Raw genomic sequence first — 13,117 nt, 5'->3', positions numbered from 1 at the left:
CCCAGGCGTGAAAGGCTTCGGGTAATTGGTGTCGATGCACCAAGATGTCACGGTTTCTTCGTACGCTGTCGCTCGCCTGGCTTTGTTGACGTCAACCGCCCTTTGCGCGGATACTAGATTGCGTTCTTCGCGATCGGCGCCCTGTTTTCCTTTCCTTAATTGTCCGAATTGTATTGCCAGTGAATTCCACTCCACAATCAGGATTAAATGTTCAAGACCGGATCCTCAAGGGGCAGGTACGTCGAGCCCTCGATGAAATTGGCGACCGTTGGACCTGCCTTATTCTTCTCGGCCTGTTTCGTGGCATTAACAGTTTTGATGCGTGGCTTAATAATTACGGCATTTCTCCGGGCATTCTGAGTAGCCGGCTGAAGCACCTCGCGCAGATTGAAGTGTTGTCCAGGTCAACTTGCAAATCCGATTCGCGGCGTGTCATCTATTCGCTGACCCCCAAGGGACAGGATCTGTACATGTGGGCGCTGGCGATTTGGCAGTGGGAATCAAAGTGGGTTTTTCGTGACTCTCCGCATACCGTTTTGCTCAATCACGCTGATCATGGCACGGTTAGTGATTTGCATTTTGTTTGTGCAGAATGCCTGGCTGGTGTGAGTTTTGACAATGTGGCTATTACCACGGGGCCGGGCTATGAATCGCTGAAGCTTTTGCCCGGGAGTGCCGAGCGAAAGACCCGGACTTCGCAGAAAGTGACAGTGGAAGCCGAGCACTTCGGGCGTTCGATGGATATTATCGGCGATCGCTGGAGCTTCCTGATTATTTCTGCGGCCTATTTCGGTGTGGCAAGATTTGACGAGTTTCAGGCGCAGCTAAACATTTCAAGCAATATTCTTTCGGATCGCCTGGCGAATCTGAGTAACCACGGAATGCTGGCGCGAAATCGCTACTCCGAGCGGCCTCCACGCTACGAATATATTCTGACCCAGAAAAGTCTCGACTTTTACCAGATACCCCTGATGCTCGCACTTTGGGGCGATCGCTGGTTGACTGTGCCGGAGGGGGAGTTGTTTGTTCGCCACCATATACCCTGTGGTCACAGGCTCAAGGTGGTGGCAATCTGCGCGGAGTGCAGTGAGCCGGTCAGTGCGGCATCGATGTCATTCGCCTGATGAGCTAGCGGGAAGAGAGGTGATGGCGGTTTCACCTCTCTTTTGCATGACACTCCGCAAGGTAGCGTCAGGCGATAGTCAGTATGTCCCGCGGGTTTTGAACGAGGAGCTTGTCGATGAGTTCCTCGTCAAACCCTTTGTAGCGCATCAAGGCGGTGACAGATTCCGGAATATGTTGCCACCCGTGACCACCATACTTCCTCTGCCAGTGCTGAAGCGCGATATCGTGTGACATGAGTACTTTTCGCTCGTAGCCGGCATCCGCAAGGGCTGCGATATAGTTCAGTCTTATTGCGTCATTTGGCATGTCAATCTTGCCGCGTTGGCGGAAAGACTCCTCCCAGCCAAAACAGTCCAGTTCCAGGTAAACCCCGGTCTCCGCAAGGCGCAGAAAAGGCTCTGGCTCGAAAGACCTCGGGGCCGGTTTGTCGGGGAGCCTGTGCTCGACATGGCACATGATGGTTCGCGACAGATCGCCGCCTTCTTCTTCGATGACGCGCACGGCATCCCAGATGGAATCAGGACCAAATCCCGGATGGATGCTAAGTGCGGCGCCGGTCAGCTTTTGCGCCCGCACGGACGCTCTCAGCACCTTTTCCTCGTCGGGATGCATTGGCGTACTCAGGCCTACTTCGCCAATAATGCCTGCCTGGATGCCGCCGCTGACCCCCGTGTCGAGGTCCCTGACAATGCGTTCACAGATCTCATCAATGCTTAATGTGGCGACGTGTCCCGGGTGATACTCATGTGTGTAGTAGCTTGTCGCCATCACGATGTGAATGCCGGTAGCGTGAGATACCTGCCGCAGGCCCTGTGGGTCCCGGGCCAGGCCAATCGAGGTCTGGTCGACGATGCAAGTGCCGCCGTGGCGCTTGAAGGCATTGGCTTCTTCGATGACATCGTCAATTGAGTTGATTTTATAGTTTCCGTAGTAGAACCAGTTGCGTGCCACGTCTGCGCGGTTGCCAAGGCAGATGGGTTCGTTCCACTTTGCGCCCCAGGTGGCGGCCGTTCCCGGCCCGTCTTCGCCTGGCTCCCAGCCAGCGGCCACAACAGATGCCGCCGCCTTTGCGCTCTCGGTTGCTTCGATCAATGACTCGGCGCTGCAGGCGCCCTTGGTCATATCGATGAGCACATGTTCGTGCGGGAGGGTTATGCCAAGAGTGTTGGGGTCGATCGGGCCCAGCACAGTCTGGATTTTTCCTTTGTGTAGCATGTCTGCCGTTTCCTCTTGTTATCGGTGCCACTGGCGTGAGATGCAGGGTGGCAATAAATGCCTTTTGGGCCGTGTTGAGTGCGGTCCTCCTGCTCCTGGGGGGTATCTGCGTTGTGGCCTCACTTGCTTGCCATGGACTGTAGATAGCTTATGACTTCAGCTTCCGAGTTCCGGGACGAACGTGTGGCATCGAACATGTGGGCACTGCGCGCCTTGCGGTCAAACCAGAGGACATCTTCTCCTCCCTCCGCTATCGGTGGCCGATTGGCGCAAAGCCAGATTGCGGTATCTGCGCCCTGGGCTGGGGTGCGGAGTATTTTCCCCTGGTAGCGGACGAGTCCGGGTAAGGCTGAGTCCACGCCCGGTGTGCGGGTCCAGCCCGGGTGCATGGTGTAGCAGCGAATATCGCAGTCTTTGTGATGGAGGTTCCAATGGTTGGTTAGCGTGATCTGCGCGCGCTTGGCGCAGCCATAGGCCATTTTTCCGTTGTAGAGCGCCGGGTCGTCAATGTTCAGGCCGTCCAGCATCAGTGGCCATTTATACAGTCCGCCGGAGGCCATGTTGATGATGGTAGCGCCCTGGTTGACCAGCCCCGCCGACAGGCAGCCTTCGGTCAGGATATAGTGAGAAAGCAGGTTGGTTGCAAAGCTGGTTTCCAGGCCCTCTTTGGTCAAGGTGAGGCTGCCCAGCATTACCCCGACATTGTTGACGATGACGTCAAGTGTAATGCCCGCCCCTGCTAGCTTGTCTACCAGGGCGTGGGTTTCCGACTTCAGCGACATATCGGCAATAGCCGGTTCAACCTTCCCGGCGACCTGTGGCGGGAGTGAGGCAATGGCATCGCGCAGTTTTTCTTCGCTGCGGGCAACGGCAATAACCCGGGCGCCATTTGATGCTGCCGTTTCCATAATGGATCGCCCAATCCCGGCGTTGGCACCTGTAACCAGCCAGACCTGGCCGGTGAAATCATCTCGCTTTCGGGGCCCCCAGAGGACAGAGCGGGAGAAGTAGCCGATTTTTGTGTAGCTGGGAGAGAATCGGGCATAAAAATTCATCAGCTGCAGAAATTGCTTTATTTTCATGGGTCTTTCCGTCCGGGCCTGTTCCAGTCTATGGGTTGAAGCTTTCGTGATAATATCTAACTTTTGTAGATGTATTGAGATTTCAAGATATATGCGAACGAGATAAAAGGCAATAAACAAAGTATATAAGTTGCTGTTATAACTCTGACAAAGTGCTTGTCGATCATAAAAGGCTTCTGCTAAAGTAGCTAAAAGCGATGCCGTGCGGGTGGCTGGATTTGTCTGTGACCCGGATTCCGCTACTCCCTTTTGCCTGTGAGAGAGACCATGGAAAACCATAACGTTAGAGTTTCAGAAGTTGATGCGGTGACCTTGCAGGTGCTTCAGGGGCAGCTGTCAGCCGCGGCCGAAGAGATGCAGATCACCCTGCTGAAGAGTTCTTATTCGAGCATCGTGACCGAATCGCAGGATGCTACCTCGGCAATCTTCGACAAGCATGGGGCAACGGTCGCCCAGGCGGTGGCAATCCCGATTCATCTGGGTGTGCTCGCTGAGCTGGGCAAGCGCTTTGCCGCCAGCTTCCCTGAGGGGGTTGCTCGCCCGGGTGACGTTTATGTTATGAATGACCCCTATGCAGGAGGTACGCACCTACCCGACCTTGCCGTTGCCAGCCCTGTATTTGCGGGAGGTGAACTGGTGGCGTATGTCGTGACTATGACGCATCATCAGGATGTGGGTGGATCGGTACCAGGCAGTACAGCGATCAAGGTATTTGATCACTTTGCCGAGGGGCTTCGTATCCCGATGTGCAAGCTTTACGATGGGGGGGAGCGGAACGAAGCCCTATTCGCCATGATGTTGTCCAATACACGGACACCTTCCAATATGCGCGGAGACCTCAATGCCCAGATATCCGGTTGTATGACCGGCGCGGGGCGGGTAGTGGAGATGTTCGAAAAGTGGGGTGCACCGGTTGTCAACGCGGCCATGCAGCAACTGCTGGATTATGCTGAAAAGCTGACCCGGCTGGAGATTGAGCGCATACCTGATGGCCAGTATCACTTCACAGATTACCTCGACGATGATGGGTCTTCCCCTGATGCCGAGCCGCTCCCTGTGGTTTGCTGCATGACGGTCAAAGGATCCTCGCTGCATTTTGATTTCACGGGTACCGCGGATCAGGTGTCTACGGCCATCAACAATGTTCCTTACTCGGCTGTCTCAGCTGTGTATTACGTAGTGCGGACTCTGACCGGCGATCAGGCGCCGAACAATGATGGTGGTTACCGCCCGGTAACTTGCCATATGCCGGAAGGGTCGCTGATCAACCCCCGTTTTCCAGCGCCTATCAATGCCCGGGCAGTTTCCCTGCGTCGTGTGGTGGATGTGGTGCTCGGTGTTATGGCGCAGGCGATACCAGAACGAATGCCAGCCGCGAACTGCGGCCAGAGCTCTCTGATTCATGTGGGGACCACACGCAGTGCCACCGGAGAGCGCGTTGTCGCTACGGTTGGCGGCCCCTGGATGGGCGGCATGGGCGCCCGGCCAGGGAAGGATGGTGTTGATGTTACGGATCATGATGCGTCAAACGTTTTCCACCTTTCGGTTGAAGTCAGTGAGGCTGAGCTGCCAATTCAGTTCAAGACCGTCCAGCTTTGGACAGATTCGGGCGGCGCGGGCAAGTACCGCGGTGGACTGGGTTACCATTGTGAGTTTACCTGGCTGGAAGGTGAGGGTATGGCCACGGTGCGACGCGACCGGCACAAGTTTGCGCCGTGGGGACTTGACGGTGGTCTGCCGGGCCCGCATTGCAGAACGGTGCTTCAGCCCAGCGATGGGGATGAGCTGCCACTCATGTCCAAGGTACAGCTCGTCCTGAAGCCGGGCGATACGCTGAAACTCTGGACTACGGGTAGTGGTGGTCACGGCGACCCCCGCGAGCGAGAACTGGATCGGGTCCTGGATGACGTCATTGATGGCAAAGTGAGCGAAGAGGCAGCGGAAAGCTTGTACGGTGTGCATATCGACCGGACCAGCATTGAGGGCTCGTCTGCCCAGCAGTTGCGCCCCCGCCGCGTAGCAAACGCCGGATAGGCTATCTGGCGGTGTCGAGCGTGGAACAGTCTGCTTCTGAGCGCTACGCCTGGTATGTCGTGGCGGTGCTCACATTCGCGTATACCGTGGCTTTTATTGATCGGCAGATAATCAGCTTGCTGGTAGAGCCGATCAAGGCCGATCTACAGATCAGCGATTCCCAGTTCAGCTGGCTGGCTGGATTCGCCTTTGCCCTATTCTATTCTTTTATGGGTGTTCCAATCGCGCGTTTGGCTGATCGATACAACAGGAAGTACCTCATTTGCGCTGGTGTTTTCCTGTGGAGCCTGCTGACTGCCATGTGTGGATTGTCACGCACCTATGCCCAGCTGTTTCTGATGCGAATGGGTGTGGGGGTGGGAGAGGCAGCGCTGTCACCGGCAGCGTACTCTATGATTGCGGACTATTTTCCGCCGGCCAGGGTGTCGCGTGCTATTGGCGTGTACGTGATGGGTCTGTATCTCGGCTCTGGCATCGCGCTTGTCGCAGGATCTACAGTCGTCGCGCTGGTTTCGACTGCGGACCCGGTGACAGTGCCCTTCATTGGCGAAATCAAGCCGTGGCAGATGACATTCCCGATTGTCGCTCTGCCCGGCTTTCTTGTGCTGGCGTTGATGATGACTGTCAAAGAGCCGCAGCGCTCAAGGCCAGCGGGGGTTTCGGACAATGCGCCGTTGCAGCAACGAAAATTTGCTGATGTTCGCCGCTTTCTGATGCGGAACTGGCAATTCCTGGGCCTTCTGACGCTCGGCTTCCTGCTTCTGGGTACGGTAGTCAGTGCTTACCTGATCTGGTTGCCGGAAACGTTGAGGCGGACCCATGGCATCAGTATTACCGAGGCGGGCTTTATGTACGGTGTGGTGCTGCTGCTGTTCGGGACAACAGGGCCAATCTTTGGCGGGTGGCTGGCAGGTTATCTGAACCGGAAGTGTGTGCGCCATGGAGAAGGAGAAATCAAGGCGACCGAGTGGTGTACCCTGGCGATGATCCCGCTGGCTACCCTGGCGCCTTTGGCGCCCAGCCTGTCGCTGGCTGTGGTGTTGATTGCCGGCGCCACATTTGTCCTCTCGGCACCCCAGGGTCTGGCACCTTCGATTCTCCAGGTGGTGTGCCCTGCCGATATGCGAGCCCAGGTAACTTCTCTATATATTCTTGTATCCGTCCTGCTTGGTTTTACACTCGGGCCGGTGCTGACTGCAGGGATCAACGACCACCTGCTGGGTGACGAGAGCGCGCTGAACATCAGCCTGGCGATTGTCACCGGGTGTTTGCTTCCGCTGGGCTTGGTCTGCTTGAGGATGGCGAGGTTGCGCTTCTGCGAGCAAGGCGTCACCCAGGTCTGGTAATGTCGGTATCCACACCCCGAGCAGGGGGGTGGTTATTGTCGCAGCGGGGTAGCTCTTTCTGTGCCCGCTTAGTCTATAGCAAGCGCGAGCCTTGGGCGGCAGGCCACTCACAGTCTTCGGTAGGCCAGTGCTTCGGTCAGATGGGCTGGGCACACGGCGACCGCCTGTTCCAAATCCGCCAGTGTGCGCGCTACCCGCAATAGCCGGTGTACGGCGCGCATCGATAGATGCAGGCTTTCTGCCGCCTTTGTCACCAGTTGCTCGCCTTCACGGCCCAGCTGGCAGGCCTGCATCAGCGCCTTGTTACTTAGCTGGTCGTTGGTACAGCCCTGCCTCTGACGCTGTCGCGTCTGGCAGCGGCTGACGCGTTCGCGAACGACGGCTGAGGGCTCGCCTCGTGTTTCCCCCCTCAACAAATCGGCAGCGCTGATGCGCTGAACCTCCAACTGCAGGTCGATGCGATCCAGCAGGGGCCCGGAAATGCGCTGCCGATAGCGCTGTATCTGGTCCGGCGTGCAGCGGCAGTGATGATCCCGATCGCCCAGGTAGCCGCAGGGGCAGGGGTTCATGGCCGCCACCAGCTGGAAGCGGGCGGGGTAGGTAAAGCGGTGGCGGGCGCGCGACAGGGTGATCTCGCCCGACTCCATGGGTTCGCGCAGCGTCTCCAGTACCTGGCGACTGAACTCGGGCAATTCATCGAGGAACAGTACACCGCCGTGGGCGAGGGATATTTCCCCGGGGCGCGGCCGGCCACCGCCGCCCACCAGCGCCGCGGCACTGGCGCTGTGATGGGGCTGGCGGAAGGGGCGTCGGTAGTGCAGGGCGGCGCTGTCGCCGCTCAGGCTTTGCAGGGCGGCATGGGTGAGGGCCTGTTCCCGATCCATGGCGGGCAGGATCCCCGGCAGGCGGCTGGCAAGCAGGGTTTTGCCGGTGCCCGGTGGGCCGCTCAGCAGCAAGTGGTGCCCGCCGCTGGCGGCTACTTCCAGCACTCTGCAGGCCAGTGGCTGGCCGATGACCTCTGCCAGGTCCGGATAGTGTGTGTCATCGGCTGGCGCTGCCAGCGGTTGGCAGTGATCGAGCGTGGCTTTGGCGGCCAGGTGGGCACACAGGGTCAGCAGATCTTCGGCGACGATCACCCGGCTGCCGGGAACCGCCGCTGCAGCGGGGCCACAGGCCGGTGCCGTGACCAGGCTGCGCCCCGCTTTGGTGCAGCTTTGGGCGGCGGTGATCACTGCTGGGGAGCCGCGAAGGCATCCATCCAGTGCCAGTTCGCTCAAGAATTCATACCGCGGGAGCTTGTCAGGAGGGATTTGGCCGGAGGCGGCGAGTATGCCCAGGGCGATGGCGAGATCGAAGCGCCCGCCCTCCTTGGGTAACTCCGCCGGGGCCAGATTGACGGTGATGCGCCGGTCGGGGAACTGGAAGTGCGAATTGAGCAGGGCGCAGCGCACCCTGTCCTTGCTCTCGCGTACCGCGGTTTCCGGCAGGCCGACAATATTAAAGGCAGGCAGGCCATTGGCGAGGTGGGTTTCCACCTGCACCAGCGGCGCGTCCATGCCGGAGGACGCCCGGCTGTAAACCACCGACAGTTCCATCGCTCATCCTTGAGCCTGGCGCGGCGGGGCCGCGCGCTTTGCCGGGGCCTGGCGCCCCGGACACTTCAATGTTCGGAAACCGGCACCGTGAAAAGGCTGGCGTACTTTAGCGGGCGCCTTTCTCCAGTGCCTCCACCTCCCGGGTGAGGGTCTCCATCTCCGCTTCCAGCGCGGCAACCCGGGCACGGGTGCGTTGCAGTACCGCGGCCTGGGCGTCGAACTCTTCCCGGCTGACCACATCCAGGCGCTTCATGGCCGCCTGCGCCAGGGTGCGTACACCGCGGTCAACGTCCTCCCGCAGCCCGCTGGAACCCACCAGATCATTCATCTGCTGGATGACCTCGCCGATGGGGGGCGGTTTCAGCGCCATGTGGGGTACCTGCTGTGTTTGCCGTGGGGATGGCCGGCAGTCTAGTGGAAAACTACGGTGGGGCACAGGTCATTTGGGTGCACTGTTTGGGAGCGATGCACCAACAGTGTGCGCAAAGCTTGCGCCGTTGCCGCCTGTGATCCGGGTCTGAATCGCCAGAATAGTTATAACTATTTGTTTAAAAAGAAGAAAAAACTTTCTGGCACATGCCGTGCACTTCCGGCAGTGCAGGTATGACAACGTTCCCGAAGCCGTGTGCAGCAAGCTTCACCCCGAAAAAATCGGCCAGGGGATTTATTACAAGGAGAATGAAAGATGCTCAACAAGAAACTGCTCACCGCAACGACAGCCGCTGTCCTCCTGACCGGCGCGGCCGGCGCGATGGCCGAAGTAGAAATCAGTGGCAACGTGACACTGACCAGTGACTACCGTTTCCGCGGTATTTCCCAGTCCAACGACGACATCGCCATCCAGGGCGGTTTCGATGTCTCCTTTGGCCCCGGCTTCTATGTGGGCACCTGGGGCTCCTCGGTGGACTTCCTGACGGCAGAAGGCGAGGGCGTCGACGGTTCCCTGGAGCTTGATTATTACGCCGGCTGGGCGATGGAGACCGAAAGCGGTGTCGGTGTCGATGTCGGCTACCTGTACTACGACTACCCCGGTGACGATGGCCTGGAAGGGGATTACCAGGAAATCTACGGCAGCGTGTCGTTCTGGAATGTGACGCTGGGGGCGGCTTATTCCGACGACTACTACGCGGAAACCGGTGACTTCAAGTACTACTACGCCGACTACAGCCTGGGGCTCAGTGACAACCTGTCTCTCGACTTTCACGTTGGCTACAACGATGTGGAGGACGGCGGTGGCTACCTGTCCACCGATGCGGACGGCTTCGTGGACTACTCGGTCGCCCTGACCGCCTCCTACTGGGCGGTGGACTGGACCCTGGCATATACCGGCACCGACCTGGATGGCGACGAGTACTTCGATCTGGACGACCTGGTCGAGCCCGACCTGGTGTTCTCCATTTCCAAGAGCATGTAAGCAGGGGCGTGTAACGCTAGAACCGGCGCCTCGCGGGGCGCCCATATAACACCGGGAGAGTTCCATGAAACTAATCACGGCTATCGTAAAGCCATTCAAGCTGGACGACGTGCGCGAAGCGCTGTCCGAGATCGGGGTGCAGGGCATCACGGTCACCGAAGTGAAAGGCTTCGGGCGCCAGAAGGGCCATACAGAGCTCTACAGGGGTGCGGAATATGTGGTCGATTTTCTGCCCAAGGTAAAAATCGAGGTAGCAGTGGCTGACGGCGTGGTCGACCAGACCATCGACGCCATCACCAAGGCGGCGAATACCGGCAAGATTGGTGACGGCAAGGTCTTTGTCTCCGATCTGGAACAGGTGATTCGTATTCGTACCGGCGAGACCGGCGAAGACGCTATTTAAAGCTCCCAGGATCACAGAACAGAGAGACTCTTATCCCATGGAAAACAATATTTACGAATTGCAGTATGCAATGGACACCTTCTATTTCCTGGTGTGCGGCGCGCTGGTGATGTGGATGGCTGCCGGCTTCGCCATGCTCGAGGCGGGGCTTGTTCGCGCCAAGAACACCACGGAAATCCTGACCAAGAACGTGGCCCTGTTCGCAGTGGCCTCGACCATGTACCTGATTTGCGGGTACCACTTCATGTACGACGGGGGCTTCTTCCTGTCGGGTGTGACCACTGTTGCCCAGATGGATGACGCGGCGATTGCCCAGGTGCTGGCGGACTCCGCCGAGAATGGCTTCGGCGGCGATTCCGTGTATTCCGGTGCCTCCGACTTCTTCTTCCAGGTGGTCTTCGTCGCTACCGCCATGTCCATCGTGTCCGGTGCCGTGGCCGAGCGCATGAAGTTGTGGGCCTTCCTGGCCTTCGCCGTAGTGATGACCGGTTTCATCTACCCGATCGAGGGCGGCTGGACCTGGGGCGGCAAGGACGTGCCCTTCATCGGCGCACTGAGCTACAGCGATTACGCCGGCTCCGGTATCGTTCACCTGGCGGGCGCCGCGGCGGCCCTGGCGGGCGTCCTGCTGCTAGGTGCACGTAAAGGCAAGTACAAGGCCGATGGCAGCGTCAACGCCATTCCCGGCGCCAACATGCCGCTGGCCACCCTCGGTACCTTCATCCTGTGGATGGGCTGGTTCGGCTTCAACGGCGGCTCCACCCTCAAGCTGGGCGGTATCGCAGTCGCCAACGAAGTGGCCAACGTGTTCCTGAATACCAACGCCGCCGCTGCCGGTGGCCTGATTGCGGCCCTGCTGCTGGCTCGCATCATGTTCGGCAAGGCCGACCTGACCATGGCCCTGAACGGCGCCCTGGCGGGCCTGGTGGCCATCACCGCCGAGCCGGCCGATCCCTCGCCCCTGCTGGCCACCATCATCGGTGCCATCGGCGGTGTGATCGTGGTGTTCAGCATCGTGTTCTTGGACAAACTGAAGATCGACGATCCCGTCGGCGCCATCTCCGTTCACGGTGTGGTCGGCATCTGGGGCATCTTCGCGGTACTGCTGTCCGATGCCGACGCGACCTTTATGGGCCAGCTGGTTGGCACCCTGGTGATCTTCGCCTGGGTATTCATCTCCAGCCTGATCGTCTGGTATGTCATCAAACTCATCATCGGCCTGCGCGTCAGTGAAGAGGAAGAGTACGAAGGTGTGGACCTGTCCGAGTGTGGCCTCGAGGCCTACCCGGAGTTTGTCTCCGCCAAATAAGCTTGCGGGCGCATTTTCGGATGCGTGTTTGGGGGCCCTTCGGGCCCCCTTTTTTTTACCCGGCACGAGCGTTCTCCTGCTACCCCCTGCACTGTCAAAGCTGCCCCTCCCGCTGGAATTCTGGGAAGTACTACCGCTGGTTTGCCTTCTTCTTTCCCGCCTCTGCTGTCATTGTTCGCCCCGATAGTGCCGTTTATTCGCCCGGCAGGGCGACCATCACTGTGGGCAGGATCTCGCAGTCGTTGATCCAACTGCCCGGCCCGAACTGTTAAGGGGTTCTTGTTCTGTATGATGCTGGCTTTTTCCGCTGTCATTTTTGGCCTGGTGCTTCTCGTCTGGAGCGCCGACCGATTTGTGGAGGGGGCAGCTTCTACTGCCCGCCATTTCGGCATGCCGTCGCTCCTGATCGGGATGGTGGTTGTCGGGTTCGGTACTTCTGCACCGGAAATGGTGGTGTCGGCCCTGGCATCCTCGCAGGGCAATCCCGGCATCGCCCTGGGTAATGCCTATGGCTCGAACATCACCAATATCGCCCTGATCCTGGGAGTGACGGCCCTGATCAGTCCCATCGTCGTACACTCACAGGTGCTGCGCAGGGAGCTGCCGATCCTCGTGGTGGTGACCGCGCTGGCGGCATGGCAACTGTGGGATGGCGCCATCACCCGCCTTGATGCCATTGTGCTGCTGGGGGTATTCGCCGGGCTGATGGCCTGGACTATCTGGCAGGGGCTGCGGAAGAGCACCGATGCGCTGGGAAGCGAGATGGAGCAGGAGCTGGGCGTCCGCGCCATGCCCGTCAATCGCGCCCTCCTGTGGCTGGTGGCCGGACTCGCCCTGCTGATTGTCAGTTCCCGCATTCTGGTCTGGGGCGCGGTGGAGATCGCTCATGGCTTCGGGGTCAGCGACCTGATTATCGGACTGACCATCGTCGCGGTGGGTACCTCGCTGCCGGAACTGGCCTCATCCATCATTGCGGCCAGGAAAGGCGAACACGATATCGCCCTCGGCAATATCCTGGGCTCCAACCTGTTCAACACGCTGGCGGTAGTGGGCATCGCGGGTGCGATTCACCCGCTGGCTGTTGCGCCGGAAGTCTTCACTCGGGACATACTGGTGATGGCCGCCCTGACCCTGTCGCTGTTTGTCCTCGGCTACGGGTTCCGCGGGCCGGGCCGCATTAATCGTATTGACGGCGCCGTGTTGCTGGCCTGTTACTTAGGCTATACGACCTACCTGATCAGTACAGTTTTCGGCCAGCCTGCTTGAGACCGGAGGTCATACCGCCTGCCCATTCTGCTGTGAAGCTATTTCCGCCGGCGCGAGGTGAATACCCCGCCACCCTGGATGGTCTTGGCCTGCTGCTTTCGCGGGCAAAAAAAAGGCCAGTCAATCGACTGGCCTTTCTCTAAATTGGTGCCCAGGAGAGGACTTGAACCTCCACGCCCTTTCGAGCACTAGCACCTGAAGCTAGCGTGTCTACCAATTTCACCACCTGGGCAATTCGGGTTGCGAGCATCGCTCACCACCTGAGGGCGCGCACTTTACTTTTGCCAAGCGCCGCTGTCAATACTCGCGTATACTGCTCGGGCAAAAA

Annotated in this window: 11 protein-coding genes and 1 tRNA gene; 7 read left to right on the top strand and 5 right to left on the bottom strand. The window is 59.1% G+C overall.

All coding sequences use genetic code 11. The annotated features are described in order from the left end of the window. Nucleotides 1-179 precede the first annotated feature (179 nt). The gene (locus tag FVW59_RS14750; RefSeq protein WP_187275911.1) at nt 180-1,124 is read left to right on the top strand and encodes a winged helix-turn-helix transcriptional regulator; all 945 of its coding nucleotides are present in this window, start codon (nt 180-182) and stop codon (nt 1,122-1,124) included. Nucleotides 1,125-1,191: 67 nt separating this feature from the next. Here the strand turns inward: FVW59_RS14750 and FVW59_RS14745 are convergent, their stop codons facing one another. Together FVW59_RS14745 and FVW59_RS14740 are read right to left on the bottom strand one after the other, a co-directional pair. Next, nucleotides 1,192-2,340 (bottom strand): phosphotriesterase family protein, encoded by a 1,149-nt coding sequence (locus FVW59_RS14745; protein ID WP_148065114.1) that lies wholly within the window; start codon nt 2,338-2,340, stop codon nt 1,192-1,194. A gap of 119 nt (nt 2,341-2,459) precedes the next feature. Further along, on the bottom strand, nt 2,460-3,422 hold the full coding sequence (locus FVW59_RS14740) for an SDR family NAD(P)-dependent oxidoreductase (protein WP_187275910.1): 963 nt from the start codon (nt 3,420-3,422) through the stop codon (nt 2,460-2,462). Nucleotides 3,423-3,689: 267 nt separating this feature from the next. Between FVW59_RS14740 and FVW59_RS14735 the strand changes: the two genes are divergently transcribed. Together FVW59_RS14735 and FVW59_RS14730 are read left to right on the top strand one after the other, a co-directional pair. Continuing rightward, nucleotides 3,690-5,456: a hydantoinase B/oxoprolinase family protein gene (locus FVW59_RS14735; protein ID WP_148065112.1), complete on the top strand. Its 1,767-nt coding sequence runs from the start codon at nt 3,690-3,692 to the stop codon at nt 5,454-5,456. A gap of 20 nt (nt 5,457-5,476) precedes the next feature. Beyond that, nucleotides 5,477-6,802: a spinster family MFS transporter gene (locus tag FVW59_RS14730; RefSeq protein ID WP_187275909.1), complete on the top strand. Its 1,326-nt coding sequence runs from the start codon at nt 5,477-5,479 to the stop codon at nt 6,800-6,802. A 107-nt stretch (nt 6,803-6,909) separates the two neighbouring features. Here the strand turns inward: FVW59_RS14730 and FVW59_RS14725 are convergent, their stop codons facing one another. After that, nucleotides 6,910-8,397 carry a YifB family Mg chelatase-like AAA ATPase gene (locus FVW59_RS14725; RefSeq protein ID WP_148065110.1) on the bottom strand — a complete coding sequence of 496 codons (1,488 nt, stop codon included), beginning with the start codon at nt 8,395-8,397 and terminating at the stop codon, nt 6,910-6,912. Between the two features lie 106 nt (nt 8,398-8,503). Further along, a complete protein-coding gene (locus tag FVW59_RS14720) occupies nt 8,504-8,767 on the bottom strand; it encodes an accessory factor UbiK family protein (protein ID WP_148065109.1) in 264 nt (87 codons plus the stop codon). Between the two features lie 315 nt (nt 8,768-9,082). On the opposite strand from FVW59_RS14720, the gene FVW59_RS14715 reads away from it, so the two are divergent. From FVW59_RS14715 to FVW59_RS14700, 4 genes are all read left to right on the top strand, one after another. Continuing rightward, the gene (locus FVW59_RS14715; protein WP_148065108.1) at nt 9,083-9,811 is read left to right on the top strand and encodes a TorF family putative porin; all 729 of its coding nucleotides are present in this window, start codon (nt 9,083-9,085) and stop codon (nt 9,809-9,811) included. A 64-nt stretch (nt 9,812-9,875) separates the two neighbouring features. Continuing rightward, on the top strand, nt 9,876-10,214 hold the full coding sequence (glnK, locus tag FVW59_RS14710) for a P-II family nitrogen regulator (RefSeq protein ID WP_116366988.1): 339 nt from the start codon (nt 9,876-9,878) through the stop codon (nt 10,212-10,214). 37 nt (nt 10,215-10,251) lie between these two features. Continuing rightward, the gene (locus FVW59_RS14705; protein WP_148065107.1) at nt 10,252-11,523 is read left to right on the top strand and encodes an ammonium transporter; all 1,272 of its coding nucleotides are present in this window, start codon (nt 10,252-10,254) and stop codon (nt 11,521-11,523) included. 288 nt (nt 11,524-11,811) lie between these two features. Beyond that, complete coding sequence (locus FVW59_RS14700; protein ID WP_148065106.1) at nt 11,812-12,789, top strand: calcium/sodium antiporter; 978 nt, start codon at nt 11,812-11,814, stop codon at nt 12,787-12,789. A gap of 145 nt (nt 12,790-12,934) precedes the next feature. On the opposite strand, the gene FVW59_RS14695 is transcribed toward FVW59_RS14700, so the two are convergent. After that, nucleotides 12,935-13,021 (bottom strand) — tRNA-Leu (locus FVW59_RS14695). Nucleotides 13,022-13,117: the final 96 nt, after the last annotated feature.

It is taken from the genome of Parahaliea aestuarii (genome assembly GCF_008064635.1).
Classification (GTDB): Bacteria; Pseudomonadota; Gammaproteobacteria; order Pseudomonadales; family Halieaceae; genus Parahaliea; species Parahaliea aestuarii.
The sequence above is the reverse complement of the archived record's forward strand: the minus strand, read 5'-3'. Positions and strand labels throughout refer to the sequence as shown.